The organism is Paracoccus seriniphilus, assembly GCF_028553745.1.
Classification (GTDB): domain Bacteria; phylum Pseudomonadota; class Alphaproteobacteria; order Rhodobacterales; family Rhodobacteraceae; genus Paracoccus; species Paracoccus seriniphilus.
On the sequence record NZ_CP067129.1, the window covers coordinates 1,378,479 to 1,397,127 of the forward strand.

At 59.6% G+C, this 18,649-nt stretch carries 19 protein-coding genes, 1 tRNA gene and 2 pseudogenes; 12 read left to right on the forward strand and 10 right to left on the reverse strand.

The window, feature by feature from the left end; all coding sequences use genetic code 11:
* Positions 1-114 precede the first annotated feature (114 nt).
* From JHW44_RS06735 to JHW44_RS06760, 6 genes are read left to right on the forward strand one after another with little or no spacing between them, the layout of a single operon-like run.
* Complete coding sequence (locus JHW44_RS06735) at positions 115-987, forward strand: carbohydrate ABC transporter permease (protein ID WP_089345418.1); 873 nt, start codon at positions 115-117, stop codon at positions 985-987.
* Positions 988-999: 12 nt separating this feature from the next.
* Positions 1,000-1,833, forward strand: coding sequence for a carbohydrate ABC transporter permease (locus tag JHW44_RS06740; protein WP_089345417.1), 834 nt, complete (start codon positions 1,000-1,002; stop codon positions 1,831-1,833).
* A gap of 11 nt (positions 1,834-1,844) precedes the next feature.
* Positions 1,845-2,849 (forward strand): ABC transporter ATP-binding protein, encoded by a 1,005-nt coding sequence (locus JHW44_RS06745; protein WP_089345416.1) that lies wholly within the window; start codon positions 1,845-1,847, stop codon positions 2,847-2,849.
* Positions 2,846-3,610, forward strand: a complete 765-nt coding sequence (locus tag JHW44_RS06750; protein WP_089345415.1) for an L-iditol 2-dehydrogenase — start codon at positions 2,846-2,848, stop codon at positions 3,608-3,610. Before JHW44_RS06745 ends, JHW44_RS06750 begins: the two co-directional genes overlap by 4 nt.
* Before the next feature lies 1 nt (position 3,611).
* Positions 3,612-5,087 (forward strand): mannitol dehydrogenase family protein, encoded by a 1,476-nt coding sequence (locus tag JHW44_RS06755; protein WP_089345414.1) that lies wholly within the window; start codon positions 3,612-3,614, stop codon positions 5,085-5,087.
* Complete coding sequence (locus tag JHW44_RS06760) at positions 5,084-6,079, forward strand: alcohol dehydrogenase catalytic domain-containing protein (RefSeq protein WP_089345413.1); 996 nt, start codon at positions 5,084-5,086, stop codon at positions 6,077-6,079. Before JHW44_RS06755 ends, JHW44_RS06760 begins: the two co-directional genes overlap by 4 nt.
* A 363-nt stretch (positions 6,080-6,442) precedes the next feature.
* Here JHW44_RS06760 and JHW44_RS06765 read toward each other — a convergent pair.
* The 4 genes and pseudogenes from JHW44_RS06765 to JHW44_RS06780 all read right to left on the reverse strand — a co-directional run.
* A pseudogene (locus JHW44_RS06765) lies at positions 6,443-6,955 on the reverse strand (transposase); the annotation flags it as partial.
* A gap of 2 nt (positions 6,956-6,957) precedes the next feature.
* Positions 6,958-7,272 (reverse strand): annotated as a pseudogene (locus tag JHW44_RS06770) (IS110 family transposase); the annotation flags it as partial.
* A gap of 189 nt (positions 7,273-7,461) precedes the next feature.
* Positions 7,462-7,551: transfer RNA gene (locus JHW44_RS06775), tRNA-Ser, on the reverse strand.
* 52 nt (positions 7,552-7,603) lie between these two features.
* Positions 7,604-8,092 (reverse strand): hypothetical protein, encoded by a 489-nt coding sequence (locus tag JHW44_RS06780; RefSeq protein WP_089345412.1) that lies wholly within the window; start codon positions 8,090-8,092, stop codon positions 7,604-7,606.
* A gap of 113 nt (positions 8,093-8,205) precedes the next feature.
* Here JHW44_RS06780 and JHW44_RS06785 point away from each other — a divergent pair, with 113 nt between their 5' ends.
* Positions 8,206-8,616, forward strand: coding sequence for a SufE family protein (locus JHW44_RS06785; protein WP_089345411.1), 411 nt, complete (start codon positions 8,206-8,208; stop codon positions 8,614-8,616).
* On the opposite strand, the gene mnmA is transcribed toward JHW44_RS06785, so the two are convergent.
* Entirely contained in the window at positions 8,588-9,754 is a 1,167-nt protein-coding gene (gene mnmA, locus JHW44_RS06790; protein WP_419182516.1) for a tRNA 2-thiouridine(34) synthase MnmA, read from the reverse strand. The two genes, JHW44_RS06785 and mnmA, sit on opposite strands and share 29 nt — an antisense overlap.
* Positions 9,755-9,909: 155 nt before the next feature.
* On the opposite strand from mnmA, the gene sciP reads away from it, so the two are divergent.
* Both sciP and ctrA read left to right on the forward strand, forming a co-directional pair.
* The gene (gene sciP, locus JHW44_RS06795) at positions 9,910-10,185 is read left to right on the forward strand and encodes a CtrA inhibitor SciP (RefSeq protein ID WP_089345410.1); all 276 of its coding nucleotides are present in this window, start codon (positions 9,910-9,912) and stop codon (positions 10,183-10,185) included.
* A 94-nt stretch (positions 10,186-10,279) separates the two neighbouring features.
* Positions 10,280-10,990 (forward strand): response regulator transcription factor CtrA, encoded by a 711-nt coding sequence (gene ctrA / locus JHW44_RS06800; protein ID WP_089345409.1) that lies wholly within the window; start codon positions 10,280-10,282, stop codon positions 10,988-10,990.
* Between the two features lie 155 nt (positions 10,991-11,145).
* Here the strand turns inward: ctrA and gap are convergent, their stop codons facing one another.
* The 4 genes from gap to purB form a co-directional block, all read right to left on the reverse strand.
* Positions 11,146-12,147, reverse strand: a complete 1,002-nt coding sequence (gene gap / locus JHW44_RS06805) for a type I glyceraldehyde-3-phosphate dehydrogenase (RefSeq protein ID WP_089345458.1) — start codon at positions 12,145-12,147, stop codon at positions 11,146-11,148.
* A gap of 121 nt (positions 12,148-12,268) precedes the next feature.
* Positions 12,269-12,412, reverse strand: coding sequence for a hypothetical protein (locus JHW44_RS06810; protein WP_179217767.1), 144 nt, complete (start codon positions 12,410-12,412; stop codon positions 12,269-12,271).
* Positions 12,413-12,505: 93 nt separating this feature from the next.
* Complete coding sequence (locus tag JHW44_RS06815) at positions 12,506-13,528, reverse strand: flagellar motor switch protein FliG (RefSeq protein ID WP_089345408.1); 1,023 nt, start codon at positions 13,526-13,528, stop codon at positions 12,506-12,508.
* 82 nt (positions 13,529-13,610) lie between these two features.
* Positions 13,611-14,924 (reverse strand): adenylosuccinate lyase, encoded by a 1,314-nt coding sequence (gene purB / locus JHW44_RS06820; RefSeq protein WP_089345407.1) that lies wholly within the window; start codon positions 14,922-14,924, stop codon positions 13,611-13,613.
* Positions 14,925-15,070: 146 nt separating this feature from the next.
* Between purB and JHW44_RS06825 the strand changes: the two genes are divergently transcribed.
* From JHW44_RS06825 to JHW44_RS06835, 3 genes are read left to right on the forward strand one after another with little or no spacing between them, the layout of a single operon-like run.
* The gene (locus tag JHW44_RS06825) at positions 15,071-15,571 is read left to right on the forward strand and encodes a hypothetical protein (RefSeq protein ID WP_089345406.1); all 501 of its coding nucleotides are present in this window, start codon (positions 15,071-15,073) and stop codon (positions 15,569-15,571) included.
* 23 nt (positions 15,572-15,594) lie between these two features.
* Entirely contained in the window at positions 15,595-16,605 is a 1,011-nt protein-coding gene (locus JHW44_RS06830) for a YihY/virulence factor BrkB family protein (protein WP_089345405.1), read from the forward strand.
* Positions 16,606-16,944, forward strand: coding sequence for an SMR family transporter (locus JHW44_RS06835; RefSeq protein ID WP_089345404.1), 339 nt, complete (start codon positions 16,606-16,608; stop codon positions 16,942-16,944). It abuts the gene before it with no gap.
* Positions 16,945-16,948: 4 nt separating this feature from the next.
* Here JHW44_RS06835 and JHW44_RS06840 read toward each other — a convergent pair whose 3' ends face one another.
* Positions 16,949-18,649 (reverse strand): peptidoglycan -binding protein, encoded by a 1,701-nt coding sequence (locus tag JHW44_RS06840; protein ID WP_089345403.1) that lies wholly within the window; start codon positions 18,647-18,649, stop codon positions 16,949-16,951.

Below are 18,649 nucleotides of genomic sequence, written 5' to 3' on the forward strand. Positions count from 1 at the left end.
GTCCGGCGTGCGCCTTGGACCCGCGAGATATCGTCCGCTGAACGCTAGTGATGTGGCAAGGAGCCGAGGAGGCCCTTTCCCTGAACACTAACTTTCGCAGGGAGGGAGAACCTAATGTCGACCAAAGCTTCCAGATCTTCGGCCCGTCTGATGATCTCGCCCGCGGTAATCCTGCTGCTGGGCTGGATGATCGTGCCGCTGGTCATGACCGTCTATTTTTCTTTCCTTCGCTACAACCTGTTGCAGCCGGGCGAGACGCCCTTCGTCGGATGGGAGAACTATTACTGGTTCTTTACCGATCCCAGCTTCAGTGCAGCGATGTGGAATACCCTGATCCTTGTCGGCGGGGTTCTGACGATCACGACCGTCGGTGGCATCTGTTTCGCGCTTTTGCTTGATCGTCCGATGTTCGGGCAGGGCATCATCCGTATCATGGTCATCGCCCCGTTCTTCGTCATGCCGACGGTCTCGGGCCTGGTCTGGAAGAACATGTTCATGAACCCGGTGAACGGCATCTTCGGGCAGATCGCCAAGGGACTTGGGTTCCAGCCGATCGATTTCTTCGGGCAGATTCCGATGGCCTCGATCATCTTCATCGTTTCCTGGATGTGGCTGCCCTTCGCAACGCTGATCCTGCTGACCGCACTTCAATCGCTTGACCAGGAACAGCTGGAAGCGGCCGAGATGGACGGTGCGAACTGGCTCAACCGGTTCTGGTTCATCATGTTGCCGCACATGTCGCGCGCCATCACGGTCGTGATCCTGATCCAGACGATCTTTCTGCTGTCGATCTTCGCCGAAATCCTTGTGACCACCAACGGCGGCCCCGGCGTGGCGACAACCAATCTCACCTACCTGATCTATGTCTCGTCGCTTCTGCAATATGACGTTGGCATCGGAAGCGCTGGTGGTGTCGTCGCAATCATCCTTGCCAATATCGTTGCATTCTTCCTGATGCGGATGATCGGCAAGAACCTCGACGCATAAGGAGGAACACCTATGGCACGCGCAGTCACAAACCGCCGCAAGGTTTCGAATACCGCCATAGCCGGAACGCTTGGCTTTCTGATGTTCTTTCCGATCCTTTGGATCCTGATCCTGTCGTTCAAGACCGAGGAGGATGCGATCAGGGCCCCGCTGGAGGTTCTGTTCGGCACCGGATGGACCATGGACAGCTATACCACGGTGCAGGCCCGCTCGGACTATTTCACCCACTTCATGAACTCGGTGGTGATCTCGGTGGGGTCGACTCTTCTGGGACTGGTGATCGCGGTTCCCGCCGCCTGGGCGATGGCCTTTGTCCCGGCCCGGCGCACCAAGGATCTGCTGATGTGGATGCTTTCGACCAAGATGTTGCCGCCGGTCGGCGTCCTGATACCGATCTATCTGATCTTTCGTGACTTCGGATTGCTGGATACCCGCACCGGGCTGACATTCGTTCTTATGATGATCAACCTGCCGATCATCATCTGGATGCTCTACACCTACTTCAGGGAAATCCCCGGTGAGATCCTCGAGGCGGCGCGCATGGATGGGGCGGGACTGAAGGAAGAGGTGATCTATGTCCTGACGCCGATGGCCGTTCCGGGCATTGCCTCGACGGTGTTGCTCAACATCATTCTGGCCTGGAACGAAGCCTTCTGGACCCTGAACCTGACGGCCGCGAATGCGGCGCCGCTGACTGCCTTCATCGCCAGCTATTCCAGCCCCGAAGGACTGTTCTACGCCAAGCTGAGCGCGGCTTCGGTCATGGCGATTGCACCGATCCTGATCATGGGCTGGTTCAGCCAGAAACAACTTGTCCGGGGTTTGACCTTCGGCGCTGTGAAGTAAGGAACAAGAATATGGGACGCATACAGCTCAAGCAGGTTCAGAAGAAATTCGGCGATGTCGAGGTCATTCCGCCCCTGGATCTGGAAATCGAAGATGGCGAGTTCGTCGTGTTCGTCGGGCCGTCAGGCTGTGGCAAGTCGACTCTGCTGCGGTTGATCGCCGGGCTGGAGGACACGAGTTCTGGTATCATCGAGATCGATGGCGCCGATGCCACCGCTTTGCCCCCCGCCAGACGCGGGCTGGCGATGGTGTTCCAGTCCTATGCGCTCTACCCGCATATGTCGGTGCGCAAGAACATCGCCTTTCCGATGAAAATGGCCAAGATGCCGATCGAAGAGCAGAACCGCCGCATTGAGAGCGCGGCAAAGGCATTGAACCTGACGGATTATCTGGACCGTCGCCCCGGTCAGCTTTCCGGCGGTCAGCGCCAGCGTGTGGCGATCGGCCGTGCCATCGTGCGCGAACCGGCGGCCTTCCTGTTCGACGAGCCGCTGTCCAATCTTGACGCGGCCTTGCGGGTCGGAATGCGGATGGAGATCTCCGAGCTTCACAAGAAGCTTGAGACCACCATGATCTATGTGACCCATGATCAGGTCGAAGCGATGACCATGGCCGACAAGATCGTGGTGCTTCAGGCGGGCGTCATCGAGCAGGTGGGCAGCCCTCTGGAGCTTTACCGCGCACCGCGGAACAAATTCGTCGCCAGCTTTATCGGTTCACCCAAGATGAACCTGATCGAAGGCGCAGATGCTGCCAAACATGATGCTCAGACCATTGGCATCCGGCCCGAGCATATCGACATCTCGCGAACCGAAGGAACCTGGAAGGGGACTGTCGGCGTGGCGGAACATCTGGGGTCGGATACCTTCATGCATATCCACGGCATTCCGGGATGCGACCCGATGACCGTGCGTGCTGGCGGCGAAGTGAGCGTGGGACATGGGGATACCGTCTATCTGACGCCCCAGACCCAGCATATTCACCGCTTTGACGAGCAGGGGCTGCGGATCGCATGACACGTCTGAAGGGAAAGGTCGCATTGGTGACCGGCGGTGCCCGGGGCATTGGTCGGGCGATTTGCGAAGCCCTTGCGGCCGAAGGTGCCAAGGTCGTGGTGGCCGATATGCGTCTGGAGGATGCCAGCCAGACCGCCACGGCCATCGGCGGGCTGGCCGTCGAGATGGATGTGACGGATTTCGGGGGGATCACGCCCAGCCTGTCTCGCATCGAGGACGAAACTGGCGGGATCGACATCCTGGTCAATAACGCGGGCATCTTCAACATGGCCTCGCTCGACAGGATCACGCCCGAGGACTATCGCCGCCAATATGATGTCAACGTCGGCGGCACGCTCTTCCTCTGTCAGGCGGTTGTGCCATCGATGAAGAAACGCGGCGGCGGGGTGATCATCAATATGTCGTCGCAGGCGGGACGGCGGGGAGAGCCCAATATTGCGATCTATTGCTCGACCAAGGCTGCCGTGATCTCGATTACCCAAAGCCTCGCATTGGAACTGGCCAGGGACAATATCCGCGTGAACGCGATTGCTCCTGGCGTTGTCGACACCCCCATGTGGGATGTGGTCGACGCACAGTTTGCCGCCTATGAAAACAAGCCGAAAGGCCAGAAAAAGCGCGAAGTGGCCGAGGCCGTTCCCTTGGGGCGCATGGGCGACCCGCGGGATGTGGCCGATCCTGTTGTCTTTCTGGCCTCGGATGAGGCCCGCTATGTGACCGCCCAGACGTTGAACGTCGATGGCGGTAACTGGATGAGCTGACATGCTGTTGTCCAACGCCACTCTCGATGCAGTCCCGAAGGACGTCTTGCGTCCTACCTATGACCGCAGTCGCATTACCCCCGGCATCGTCCATATCGGGCTTGGGAATTTCCACCGCGCGCATCAGTCCTGGTATCTGCATCGCCTGATGCAGCAAGGCGAGGCGATGGATTGGGGCATCATCGGCGCCGGGGTCCGCCCCGGTGATGATGCTCAGCGACAACGGCTTGCGGCGCAGGATTACCTGACGACCCTTATCGAACTGGATCCAAAAGGGCGCTCGGCAGAGATTGTCGGTGCGATGATCGGCTTCGTTCCGGTGCAAGAGGATAACGCCGCCCTGATTGCCCGGATGGCGGATCCGGCCATTCGCATCGTTTCCCTGACCGTGACCGAGGGCGGCTATTACATCGACCCCGTGACCAAGGCCTTTAACGCCGATCACCCCGACATGCGCCATGATGCGGCCCATCCGGACCACCCCCGCACGGCCTTTGGGGCCATGATCAGTGCCCTTGGAAAACGTCGGGACGCGGGTCTTGGTCCCTTTACAGGCCAAAGCTGCGACAATCTGCAGGGCAATGGCGCGATCCTGCGCCAGACGCTGGTCTCGCTGGCGCGGATGTCGGATCCGCAGCTTGCGGATTGGATCGAGAAGAACTGCACCTTCCCGAATTCTATGGTGGATTGCATCGTTCCGGCCACCGGGCCAAAGGAACTGGAACTGGTCAGGACTTTCGGTATCGAAGACGCCGCGCCTGTGACCCATGAGAACTATCGTCAATGGGTCATCGAGGACAAGTTCTGCGCCGGTCGCCCTGATTGGGACAAGGTCGGTGCGACCTTCACGGATGATGTCTACAGCTTCGAGGCGATGAAGATCCGCATCCTCAACGGCGGTCATCAATTGATTGCCGACGCCGGCGAAATCCTCTCGGTCGAATTCATTTCGGGCTGCATGAATCACCCGCTGATCGGCGCATATTTTCGCAAGACGGTCACGACAGAGATCGCGCCCCATGTGGCAGATGTTCCGGGCACGACAGCGCAGGCCTATGCCGGTTTGATCAGCCAGCGCTTCTCGAACCCCGAGATTGTCGATACGGTCCGCCGTGTGGCCTTTGACGGATCCTCGCGGCAAACCGGATTTATCCTGCCAAGTCTGCGGGACGCGCTTGCCAAAGGCGCTGCAATGCAGGGGCTTGCCCTGTCGCAGGCGATCTGGGCGCGCATGTGCGAGGGCACGCGTGAGGACGGGACGACGATCCAGCCCAATGACCCGATCTGGGCGCAACTCAATAAGGCTGCGCAGGCGGCCCGATCCAATCCTCAGGTCTGGCTGAACCAACGCGACCTTTACGGGGAACTGGCAGACAACATCCCGTTTCAACGCGCTTTCGTCCGCTGGTTGAAGCTGATCTGGTCGGATGGTCTGGAAGCCACCCTTCGCTCATATCTCCAAGGACAGAATAAATGAAAGCCGTTGTTTTCAGCGCAAGGAATACAGTGCAATTCACCGATTTGCCCGACCCCAGGCCGAATGCGGGCGAAGTCGTGGTCGAGGTCAAGGCCAGTGGTATCTGCCACACCGATTACGAGGTGTTGAAGGACAATTATGGCACCGGCGCCTTTCCGGTCGTTCCCGGCCATGAATACGCCGGAGTTGTCGTTGAAACCGGGGAGGGCGTCACCAATGTCAGCAAGGGGGATCGCGTTGTCGTTGATCCCAACCTTGAATGCGGGACCTGCTGTGCCTGCAAGCGTGGCTGGGCGCATCTGTGCGAAAATCTGGGCGCCTATGGCGTGACGACGAATGGCGGGTTCGCCGAACGCAGTGTTGTCAAGGCGTCGGCGGTTCATCCCATTGGTGAGATGAGCTATATGCAAGCCGCTTTGGCAGAACCGATGGGCTGTGTTCTCAACGGGCTGGACGCGGTGCATGCGCCCTGGATGGAAGAGGCGCTGATTTTCGGGGCAGGGCCGATGGGCCTCTTGATGGGGCTGGCGCTCAGGGCGGAAGGTCTGTCCAATATTGCCTTCGTAGATATCGCGCAAAGCCGGCTGGAGCTGGCGTCCAGTTTCGGATTCGCGGCGGTGGCATCCGGCTCGGACGAATTGAAGGAATGGCATCGCCGGGGCGATCTTGTCGTTGACGCCACTGGCGTTCCGGCTGTCGCAGCCGGCTTGCCGACATATATGGCAAATGGTGGCAAAGGTCTGTTTTTCGGGGTCTGCCCGTCCTCTGCCAGAATCGAAATCTCCCCTTTCGAGGTGTTTCGTCGGCAGTTGACGCTTGCCGGATCGCATTCGCTCAACCACAACATCCCCCGGTCGTTGGGGGTCATATCGAAAATCGGCAATGACATTGATCGCACGGTTTCACACAGGCTGTCCCTGCGCGAGATTTCCGATATCCTCGCGAGCAAACCACCAGAAAACAGCCTGAAGGTCCAGTGGTCCGGTGAATGAGGTAAGGTCCGGCTTTCCGATCATCCTGTGAAGCAGTCGTCGAAGGGCAATCGCTTCCCTTCGGCGACCCCATGGTGATGCAATCGCCGGCGATGACATCCGCGTGCCCAGGGGACGATGGGAACCCAAATGGGCGGTCGCGCTGGGGAAGGCAAAGCGGTCAGACTTGCTCTGGCTTCATGTTCTTGAAGCCGATGACGCGGGCGCTGTGGTCCCGCAGCCTCTAGCGCTGCCAGCTATCTCCAATAGACGAGGTAACGCTGCGCCCAGGGAAACGCGCGGTGGCTCATGCTCATGAGGAGGCGAGATAGCCTGGCGCGGTGAGGGCGGGAGCTATACCGGATTTTGGGTGACGGGGCCTGATCAAGCGGCGCGGTTTTTGGTGTCCTTTGCAGCGACACCGTCAGTGACGGTGACGCCTTCGATGACCATTGGCAACCGGTTCGCGCCCTTCAGGCGGCGCCACGTCCTGGCAGCGGCCTGAACCAGCTTGAAGACCATGAGCTTGTTGGTCTTCTGCGACAGCGCCCGCTTGGTTCGGACAGTCCTGTGCCGGACGGTGGCGAAGACGCTCTCGATCGGGTTGCCTGTGCGCAGGTGATCCCAGTGGGCCGCGGGGAAGTCACGGAACGCCAAGAGGGCGTCGCGGTCCTTTGTCAGGCAGGTCGCCTTCTCGTATTTGCTCCCGTATTTCTCGGCGAAGGTGTCCATGGCTGTCTCGGCGGCAGCGCGGGTCTCGGCCTGCCAGATTTCGCGCAGATCGGTCTTCACCGTGGGCTGCATCGATTTCGGGAACTTGTTCAGGACATTGGCGCTCTTGTGGACCCAGCACCTCTGGTGACGCGTGCCCGGGAAGACCTCGTCGAGCGCTTTAAAGACATGGTAGGGCGCGTTGCGGCCTCCGCGATGGCTTCGGCGTCTCGGTCGTCGGTCTTGTGGACCTTCACGTAAGGCCGGACGTACTGGGGCGACATCAAGCGCGGTTCGTGGCCCTGCTCGACACAGAAATGACCAAGGTGGTGGGCCCCACCGCACGCCTCCATCGCCACGATGCAAGGAGGGAGGCCCGACAGGAAAGCCTGGAGCCGATGGCGTTGGACGCATGTACGCAGGACAACCGCGTTATCCCTATCAAGCCCCGCAACGCTGCAGGTCGTCTTCCCCAGATCGATGCCCAGTGCTGCGATATCCATCGGAATGCTCCTCTCCCTCCGTTGTTTCCACAACAATAGCTGCGGTCTTGGCAGGAAGGCAGTTCATCCCATCGGGTCATTGCTCAAATGATCCAGCACGTTCCAAAATAAAAAGGGGGAAGTCTTGGGGGAAATAATTCCACATTAGGGCGAAAAATTAAATTAAAACAGGAAGTTGCACTGGATAAGTGGCGGAGGCGGTGGGATTCGAACCCACGGTGGGCGTTAACCCACGTCGGTTTTCAAGACCGGTGCATTCAACCACTCTGCCACGCCTCCGACGGTGGTGGATTAACGGCTTGTGCGACCATGCGCAAGCCGTTGATGTCAATCAGCGGCGCAGGGTGACGGTGTTCGTGGCGCTGGTGATTTCAACCGAGGAAATCGGAGCCAGTTGCGTGCTGGACAGTGCCAGGGCAGCGGTGATCGGATCGTTTGGACGTCGGGCAATCTGACCCGCCGGCGCATCGGGCGCCGGGGGCCAGCCGACCAGACGCAGCCGCAATACGCCATCACTGTCCGGGGTGATCCGTTCCGCCGGTTGCGGTCTTGCAGTGACAAGTTCGACCGACGCATAACCCTTGGTGGGCGTTGTCGCAGTCACGACCAGAAGGCGGCCTTCGTTCAGAGGTTCCCATCGCGCCGAAGATATCTGTCCGATGACCGGGCGAAGCTCGCTGCTTTGTTCATAGCCTGTTTCGGGTTCCAGCGTGCTTCGCGGTGGTTCGCTCGAGAACCAGCCGAGCGGGTTCCAGCCGCTGTCACCGCAAGCTGTCAGGAACAGGGCTGAACACAAAAGTGGCACGGTCAGTTTTCTCATGGCGACATCCCTTGCTTTTGAGGGGATTGTTAGGCGAAAGCGGGCCGGGGGGAAAGCCTCTTTGACCTTGGTGCAGACACGCGCTAACCCGTCTGCGTAAAAGGAGATTGCAGATGGCCAGCCCCGCATTCGAAGAAATTGCAGAAACTTTCGACTTTCTTGATGACTGGGAGGAACGCTATCGCCATGTCATTGAACTGGGCAAGGCCATGCCGGCCATGGACCCGGCGTTTCAGGTGCCTGCCACCAAAGTCGACGGTTGCGCCAGCCAGGTCTGGATCATGCCCCGCATCGAGAACGGTCGGTTCGACTTTCAGGGTGACAGCGATGCGATGATCGTGCGTGGTCTGATCGCCATCCTGCATGCGCTCTATTCAGGGCTGACGGTCGAGGAAGTCACGCGGGTCGATGCCCCTGCCGAGATGGCCCGGCTGGGGCTGGATGAGCATCTTTCGGCGCAAAGGTCCAATGGCCTGCGCGCCATGGTGGACCGGATCAGGCTGCTTGCCGCCGACGCAATGTGATCCAGCCGCCGCCCAGAACCCGGGTCGAGCCCGTTTCGTAAAAGACACAGGCCTGACCCGGGCTGACGCCTTCTTCGGGATCCAGCAGTTCTACCTCGGCGCGCCCGTTGTCCAGCGGCCGCAGCAAGGCAGGCTTGGGGGGGCGGGTCGAGCGAATGCGCACCATGCAGGGCATCTCGGCGGTCAACGGGGTGTCACCCAGCCAGTTGACCTCGCTGACGGGGACGATGGTCGTCGCCAGAGCAGCCTTGGGGCCGACGACGACATGGCGCAGATCGGGGTCCAGCCGCACGACGTAAAGCGGATCCCCCAGTCCGCCGATGCCAAGACCGCGACGCTGCCCGATGGTATAATGGATCACGCCGCGGTGCTGACCCAGAACATTGCCCTGCATGTCGACGATATCGCCGGGATCCGCGGCGCCGGGGCGCAATTTTTCGATGACGGCAGCGTAATTGCCGTTGGGAACGAAGCAGATATCCTGACTGTCGGGCTTGTCCGCCACGCCCAGGCCGTATTCCTCGGCCAGGGCGCGGGTTTCTGCCTTGCTTTCCAGATGGCCCAATGGAAAGCGCAGGAAATCCAGCTGCTCCTGCGTGGTCGAGAACAGGAAATAGCTCTGATCGCGATTCGCATCTGCCGCCATGTGCAGTTCGGCTTTGGTTGCTCCGGCCTTGCGTTGGATATAGTGCCCCGTGGCCATGCAATCAGCATCCAGATCGCGCGCAGTTTGCAGAAGATCCCTGAACTTCACCCGTTCGTTGCAACGAATGCAGGGAACCGGCGTCGCCCCGGCCAGATAGGCATCGGCAAATTCATCGATGACGGATTCGCGAAACTTGTTTTCATAATCAAGGACGTAATGCGGAAATCCCATGCGTTCGGCAACGCGCCGCGCGTCATGGATATCCTGTCCGGCGCAGCAGGCGCCCTTCTTGGCAAGCGCGGCGCCGTGATCGTAAAGCTGCAGGGTCACGCCAATGACATCATAGCCTTCCGATTTCAGCTTTGCGGCCACGACCGAACTGTCCACGCCTCCGGACATGGCAACGACAACCCGCGTCTGCGACGGCGGCTTGGCAAAGCCGAGGCTGTTCAACGGCATATCGCGCGCCGGAGCGCGGGTGGTGGTGGTCATTGTCATTGGATGTCTCGGAGCTTTGACGCGAATTCAGACAAAATATAGGTAAATTCCCGTCATTCTCAACCCATGGCCGGCCAAAAAACCTGCGACGCTAACGGGCGCTTAAGCCCGTCGTGGCATGATCTCTGGCGATGCAGAGGACAGATGGAATGTTCGTGAAGAAGACCAGCAGACCCAGGACGGTGACTTTGCCCAATGGCCAGATACTGACGATGGCTGACTTGCCGCCCACAACGACCCGATGGGTCGCACGACGCAAGGAAATCGTGGTACGTGCGGTTGAATATGGATTGCTGTCGCGCGACGAGGCCATGCGCCGCTATGGCCTTTCGGATGAAGAGTTTGACAGTTGGATCAATGCCGTGAAACTGCATGGCCCCGCAGCACTGAAAGTCACGGCGACCAAGCGCTATCGGCAAGGGTAATTCAACTATTGATAGATTTTTTTTCTCCGGTAACAACATATTAACGATATTTGCCGATGTTCTTTGCGGAACCTATGACCTCAGGGGGCTAAACATGCGGATATTGCTGGTAGAGGACGATCCCAACACTGCACGTGCAATCGAGCTGATGCTGACGGCGGCCAGCTATAATGTCTTTCGGACCGATATGGGCGAAGAGGGCATCGATCTGGCCAAACTGTATGACTATGATCTGATCCTGCTGGATCTGGACCTGCCGGACATGCATGGAATGGAAGTTTTGCGGCATTTGCGCATGGCGCGGATCGATACGCCAATCCTGATCCTGACCGGTTCCGATGATACCGAAAGCAAATTGCGCGGTTTCGGTTTCGGCGCTGACGACTACATGACCAAGCCTTTCAACCGCGAGGAGTTGCAGGCGCGGATTCAGGCGATCATTCGCCGTTCGAAAGGGCACAGCCAGGCCACGATCCAGACCGGAGAGATCGTCGTGAATCTGGACACGAGATCGGTCGAGGTGAACGGCAAGGCGGTCAATCTGACCGGCAAGGAATACCAGATTCTCGAACTGCTCAGCCTGCGCAAGGGAACGACACTGACGAAAGAAATGTTCTTGAACCACCTTTACGGCGGAATGGATGAGCCCGAACTGAAGATCATTGATGTCTTCATCTGCAAGCTGCGCAAGAAGCTGTCCGAGGCTCTGGGAGGCGAGAACTATATCGAGACCGTATGGGGGCGTGGATATGTCTTGCGCGATCCGGGGCCTGCCGAAGAAGGCAGGATCGCCATCGGAGCATAGATCAGTGCCGCGTGGTCAGGAAGACGGCGGCCATCGGATCTGTCATGTGCGGATATTCGGAGAGGGCGGGGAAGGCCGGATCAGCCTTCCCCGTTTTTTGATGTCAGCGGCAAGAAACCAAGACGTCTGGAAACCTTTGCCGCTGATCACAGGGCTTAGATCAATTTACCCATGGCAACGGCCGTGTCGGACATGCGGTTGGAGAAGCCCCATTCATTGTCATACCAGGTCAGGATCCGGCACAGCTTGCCTTCCATGACCTTGGTCTGATCCATATGGAACACCGAGGAATGCGGGTCGTGATTGAAATCCGAGGAAACCAGCTTCTCTTCGGTATAGCCCAGAATGCCTTTCAGCTGGCCATCGGCCGCGGATTTGATCGCCGCATTGATTTCTTCGACCGTGGTTTCACGCTTGGCTTCGAAAACCAGATCCACGACCGACACATTCGGGGTCGGAACACGGATGGCTACGCCGTCCAGGCGACCCTTCAGTTCGGGCAGCACCAGACCAACGGCCTTGGCCGCACCGGTCGAGGTCGGGATCATCGAGAGACCTGCGGCGCGGGCGCGATACAGATCCTTGTGCATGGTGTCCAGCGTCGGCTGGTCGCCGGTATAGCTGTGGATCGTGGTCATGAAACCGCGGTCGATCCCGATCGTGTCGTTCAGGACCTTGGCCACCGGCGACAGGCAGTTGGTGGTGCAGCTTGCATTGGAAACCACCAGATCGTCCGAGGTCAGCGTGTCGTCATTCACTCCGAAGACGATGGTCTTGTCGGCGCCTTCGCCAGGGGCGGAGATCAGCACGCGTTTTGCACCGGTTTCAAGATGCGCCTGGCATTTCTCTTTCGAGGCGAAGATGCCGGTGCATTCCATGATGACATCGACATCACCCCAAGGCAGTTCTGCCGGATTGCGGATCGCGGTGACCTTGATCGGTCCGCGACCGACATCAATTGACGAGCCGTCAACGGTCACCGTTGCCGGAAAGCGCCCGTGAACGCTGTCGTAGCGCAGCAAATGGGCATTGGTTTCCACCGGACCCAGATCGTTGATGGCAACGACTTCGATATCGGTGCGCCCCGACTCAACGATTGCGCGCAAGACGTTGCGCCCGATGCGTCCGAAACCGTTGATGGCGACTTTGACTGCCATGGTTCTTTCTCCCGACCAGATGACGTTGGGCATCATCTAACGCGGCAATCCGCCCGATGCAAATGCAGTTGATTTCGCGACCTTGGAAAATTACCGGATGTGGTCCCCGGGCAAACGGATGTCAGCGCCAGAAGCTGACGTAATCGATCAGGGCCGCAAGCTGTTTGCCCACCATAACCGGAAGCCCGGCGTCGAACCACAGCATGTCAGCGGCAAAGACGCCAAGGATCAGAAGCCCCAATGCGATTGCAATCTGGTTGGTCATCTTGCGCCTTTCGTGTTGAACGCATTGCCCGCGCAAGATGCTATCACTGCAAGGGGGGCTCAAGCCTGAATCAGCAGTCATGGGACGTCGTCGCTATGCGTCCTCATCGTCGGTGGGCTGCTGCAATGTCAATTCACCCATGGCCTCCAGTTCCCGAATTGCAGTGATCACCTGATTCTGCGCCTCTTCGACATCGCGAGGGTTGATCTTGCCCAGATCGGCAAGATCATCACGCAGGGCTTCGGCCATGCGCTGCGATATATTGGCAAGAATGTATTCTGTCGCAGCCTGTTGTTCGGCCGTCTTTCCCGACAGGGCGCGCAGCAGGACCGGTTGTTCGACCTCTCGCAGGATGCGGGGAATGTCGCGCCGTGCGATCCGGGCCGGGATATGGGCAAAGACGAAAATGCTGCGCCGCACACCATCGGCAAACTCCATGTCCTCTGCCTCGAGAGATCCCAGGACCTCTTCGCGCAGATCCGCCGTTGCAAGGTTCAGGATCGCCCCGATCCTTTCTGTCGCCGGTGTGTCGATTGCCGGGCGGGGCAGGGATTCAGCGGCCTGCAGCAGGATAAGGCCAACGCGATGAAGGGTTTCCGCGCCGATGTTTCCGGTCATGGACATGGCCTGGGCGACAGCCCTTGCGCGATCACGCGGCAGGCTGGAAAATACATCTGACGCCCTGGGCACGGGCAGTTTGGACAGCATCAGCGCTACCATTTCCACGGATTCGCTGCTGGCCAGTGAGATCAGGCTCTCTTTGCCCAGTGCCGCAATGCGTTGCCAGGGATCCCCACGTCCGGACATGGCGGCGATGCGGCGCAGACGGTCGGCGCTGTCCTGTGACAGCTTTCCCCCCAACATCTCCAGCGTACCATCGAGATTGCCGGGAAAGGTCACGCCGACCGCTTCAAGATTTTCGCAAAATTCGTTGATCACGGCGTCACGTGTCTGCCGGTCGATCAATTCCATTCCGGCCATTTCTTCGGCCAGCAAGGTCTGCAAATCCACGTTCAACCGTGTCAGGCTGACCGCTTCGTCATCTTCCTCATCCAGCAGAAGGCGCACGATGACCGCCGCCTTCTGCCTTTGTGTCAGGCTGCGCTGAATATCCATCCTTCACCCGAAATGACCACGATGTCCAAGTCGCGGCCAGATTGGATGAAATTTCCTAAGATCGGGTTAGCGATCCGGTCGTTCAGATGGCGGCCTCTTCAAAAACGCGGCGGAAGATCGTGTCGACATGTTTGGTGTGATAGCCGAGGTCGAATTTTTCTTCGATCTCTGCCGGGGACAGTGCCGCGGTCACATCGGAGTCAGCAAGCAATTCTTCTTTGAAATCCTTGCCTTGCTCCCAAACCTTCATGGCGTTTCTTTGAACCAGCCGATAGGCGTCCTCGCGCGATACACCGGCCTGCGTCAGAGCCAGAAGAACCCTTTGGCTCATGACCAGTCCCTTGAACTTGTTCATGTTCGCCAACATGGTCTCGGGGTAGACGACCAGTTTTTCGACCACGCCGGCCAGACGGTTCAGCGCGAAATCCAGCGTGATGGTTGCATCCGGCGCAATGCCGCGTTCCACCGAGGAGTGACTGATGTCACGCTCATGCCACAGGGCGACATTTTCCATGGCCGGGACGACGGTCATCCGCACCAGCCGGGCAAGGCCGGTCAGGTTTTCGGTCAGGACCGGGTTGCGCTTGTGCGGCATTGCCGACGAGCCCTTCTGTCCGGGGCTGAAGAATTCTTCGGCTTCCAGAACCTCGGTCCGCTGCATGTGGCGGATTTCGATGGCGACATTCTCGATCGAGCTGGCAATCACGCCAAGCGTGGCAAAGAACATGGCGTGGCGGTCGCGCGGGATCACCTGGGTCGAGATCGGCTCGGGGCGCAGACCCATCTGCTTGCAGACATGTTCCTCGACGGCAGGATCGATATTGGCGAATGTGCCGACGGCGCCCGAGATTGCTCCGGTGGCGATTTCGGCGCGCGCAGCCTGCAGGCGGGCCTTGTTGCGGGCCATTTCGGCATAGAACCGGGCAAAGGTCAGCCCCATGGTGGTCGGTTCGGCATGGATGCCGTGGCTGCGGCCGATGCGCACCGTGTCCTTGTGCTCATAGGCCCGGGTCTTCAGCGCCGCGAGCAGCCTGTCCATATCCGCCAGCAGGATATCGGCGGCGCGAACCAGCTGGACGTTCAGCGTGGTGTCCAGAACATCCGAAGAGGTCATGCCCTGGTGGACGAAACGTGCCTGTTCGGATCCGATATGCTCGGCCAGGTGGGTCAGAAAGGCGATCACGTCATGTTTGGTCACCGCCTCGATTTCATCAATGCGGTCGACGTTGAATTCGACATCCTTGGCGCGCCAGACGGCCTGTGCGTTTTCCTTGGGGATCACGCCCAGTTCGGCTTGGGCATCGCAGGCATGGGCTTCGATTTCATACCAGATCCGAAACTTGGTCTCGGGCGACCAGATTGCGGTCATTTCAGGGCGTGCATAGCGAGGGATCATGGGGGGCTCCTTATCGTTGGGGCGGGAATAGCCTTGTGGCCGCGTGGGGGCAAGTTTTCATCCCGCTTTCCGCGACATGAGGGGAACAAAGCCCGCGGGATCCGGGTTCTTCACCGGGACGTCGTGACAATTCAACGAGGAAAACCATGCCATCCAGCACAACAGGAAAAACGGGACCCGGCGCGGCAGGCCCCGCATCGGGCGCGGTGGGACAGTTGCTGATCTGGGGCGGGGTGGCGCTTGGCGTGGCTGGCGTCACGGCGGCAGGCGTGATCGCCGCGCGCAGGCTGACCGACCGCGCGAATGGCGATGACCCGCGTCCGCACATGGGGAAAGGGGGCGGTCGTGACGATCAACCTGCCCCAGGACATGGCCCCGCAGCTGCGACGGACCGCGACCCCGGAAACAGCCAGGATCTGGCCGTCGAACTGACCGACAAGGCGAACAGGCTGTCTGACGGGCTGAACGGGGTGGTGCGCACCATCATCGCAGCCTTTGAGAGCCTGCGTATGGTTGCAGATCAATCAGCCAGGCTACTTGAAGATTTTGCCGTTGTGGCCGATCAGGTCAATGACATCTTGCAAAGCTCTTCACGTCCTCCACATCGTGAAGACGAAGCCGGTGATGATCGCGAACGCAAAGCTTGAGAACCATCAGGAAGTCCGTGCCGATGCCAAACTCTGATCGCCGAGGGATATATGACGCATTGTTCGGAGATCTGGACCCCGAGACACGCCGGAAATACGGTTTGGTTCAGCCGGAGCCCGCCAGAGACAATGGGAAGAGGTCAGGTTCAGGGAATTCGGATCGCGGGATCAAGCCAAAGGATGCGATCGCCATTGCCAGAAAGACCCTGTCGCGGGTAGGCGAAGATCGGGTGACGGCCGTTGCTGGAGGGGTGACCTTCTTTGGCTTGCTGTCGCTCTTTCCTGCCATCACGGCTTTCGTGTCGATCTATGGTTTGATTGCCGATCCGGCGATCATCGCCGAGCATCTCAGTCTTCTTCAGCGCTTCATGCCGGAAGGGACGCTGAACATCATTCGCACGCAGGTTGAAAGCATCGCCAGTTCGTCTGGCAGTGCCTTGTCGGCGGCGGGTATCGTCGGGCTGTTGATGTCCTTCTACAGTGCCAACAGCGGGATGAAGGCGATGCTCTCGGCCCTGAATGTGGCCCAGATGCAAAAGGAACGCCGCGGTTTTCTGCGCCTGAACCTTGTCGCCATGGGCTTTACCCTTGCGGCGCTGGCAATGCTTGCACTGATGCTGACTGCGGTGACGGTCGTGCCGCTGGCGCTTGCCTGGCTGCCTGTCGAACAGGATCAACGGTTGTGGCTGCAGTCGATCCGCTGGCCGGTCATGTTTGCATTGCTGGTGCTGGCCCTGTCCGGGCTATACAGATGGGGACCGGCGGCAGCCGGGCGACGCTGGCGCTGGATCTCTCCGGGGGCGGTGTTTGCGGCTGTGTCACTGGTCGTCGTGTCGATGGCCTTCAGTTGGTATGCTGCGAATTTTGCCAATTACAACAAGACCTATGGCTCATTGGGGGCGGTGATCGGCCTGATGATGTGGCTCTGGCTCAGTTCGACAGTGGTTCTGGTCGGGGCCGAGTTGAACTCGGCGGTGGAACAGCGCATGAAGGAAAAAGCCCAAAGCGGCCCATCTGATCGTCAGGAACAATGAATGACAATTTCTCCATTTCTGCCTCTGATCCTGGCCATTGCGCTGGAGGTTGTGGGGACTTCGCTGTTGCAGCAATCCTCGCAATTCAGCCGACTGTGGCCGACCATCGGCATGGCAATATGCTATCTGGCCAGTTTCTACCTGTTGTCGCTCAGCCTGCGGGTCCTGCCTCTGGGCATCGCCTATGCGATCTGGAGCGCCCTTGGCATCGTGCTGGTGGCCATGATCGGATGGCTGGTTTTCGGACAGAAGCTTGACCTGCCTGCCGTCATTGGCATGGGGCTGATCATTGCCGGGGTAATCGTGGTCAATCTTTTCTCACGCACTGTCGGGCACTGAACGACTAGCGTTCGGTCAGTTTGAGTTCGATCCTGCGGTTCTGTGCCAGGGCCTCGGGACTGGATCCCTGCGCGACGGGCCTTGTGTCGGAAAAACCCGTCGGTGCCAGACGGTTGGCCGGAAAACCCAGATTTTCGGTCATGTAGCGAACCACTGCCAGAGCGCGGGCCTGGCTAAGCTCCCAATTGTCGCGATAGCGCCCGCTGCCTGACAGCGGCGTGCTGTCGGTATGGCCGTCGACACGGATGATCCAGTCGATCTCGGGTGGAATATCATCTGCAATATCGGAAAGCATGTCTGCGACACCCGCAACCTGTTTCCGTCCGGCTTCGGACAGATTGGCCTCGCCGGGGGCAAAAAGGACTTCCGACTGAAAGACGAAGCGGTCACCGACGATCCGAACCCCTTCGCGCCCTGACAGGATCTGTGACAGCCGGCCAAAGAATTCCGAGCGATATCGTGCCAGATCGCGCGCCTCTTCCTCGGCCTTCTTGCGGGCTTCCTCTTCCAGCGCGAGGCGACGTTCCTTTTCCTCGGCGGCGCGCAGCAAGGCGGCATTCAACTGCTGGCCCAGCTTTTCGACGCGCAGTTCCGCGTCGCGCTGGTCTTCTCCGGCAACATCCAGCAGGGCCTGCAATGATCCCAGTTTCGCGGTCAGGGTCGCAACCTGTTCGTTCAGCAGGGCTACGCGCTTCTGGCCTTCGTCAGAGAGTTTTTCCTGCGCGCTCAGTTCCTGGCGGGCCAGGGCAAGCAGCGCGGCCTGCCGTTCGGCTTCCGACGCTTGCTCGGCAGCGCGGGCCTCGCTTTCATCGCGTGCGGCGCGTGCCGCTGCCAGCAGGGTCAGGGTTTCCTCTGCGGATTTTCGGCTTTCTTCAAGAGCCAGGGTCATTGCCGTCAACTCGCTGTCTGCCTGTTCCAGCCGGTCGCGCAGCAGGGCAGCGGCCTCGGCTTCTGCGGCGCGGGCCGCTTCGGCTTCCGAGAGCCGGCTTTCAAGTGCTGCAGTCCGGGAGGTTGCTTCCGTATTCCTGCTGCGCAGATCAGCGACCAGAGCCTCCAGCGCTTCGCGCCGCGCAGCGGCCAGCCGGGCCTGTTCCTGGGCGCTGTCGACTTCATTGCGCGCTGCAGCAATGGCCAGTTGGGCCGCCGAGAGTTCTTCCTCTCGTTCAGCCAGTTCGGCCTGCAACTGTTCGCGTTCACTGCGGGCCTGTTCCTGCAGACGACTGCGCGCAGCAATCAGGGCGGCCACTTCGGCCTCGAAATCGGTCAGTCGGCTGCGCGCCTCGGTCAGCTCTGTCCGGCTTTCCTCAAGCTGGTTGTTCAACCGCGTGATCCGCGCTGCGCGGTCACGGGCCTCGGCTTCGGCCTGTGTCAAGGCCTCTTGCGCCTGTGCCAGACGTGCTTCCTCGGCCTCGAGTTGATCGGTCAGGCTTTCTTCCCGGTTCCGAGATGCGGTCAGCGCCTCGCCAAGTGCCGAGACCTGCTGCCCCAGATCCTGCAATTGCGCTTCCTGTTGCGACAGCTTCCGGCTTTGCTGTTCGATCGTGTCATCCTGTGTCGTGATCTGTTCGCGCAGAACCGACTGGACAACCATGAAGATCGTCAGCACGAACATCAGCACCATCAGCAGCGCCGTCATCGCATCGACGAAGCCAGGCCAGATCGAGGCCGAAAACCGGTTTCCCGACGACGCCCTGCGCAATGCCAT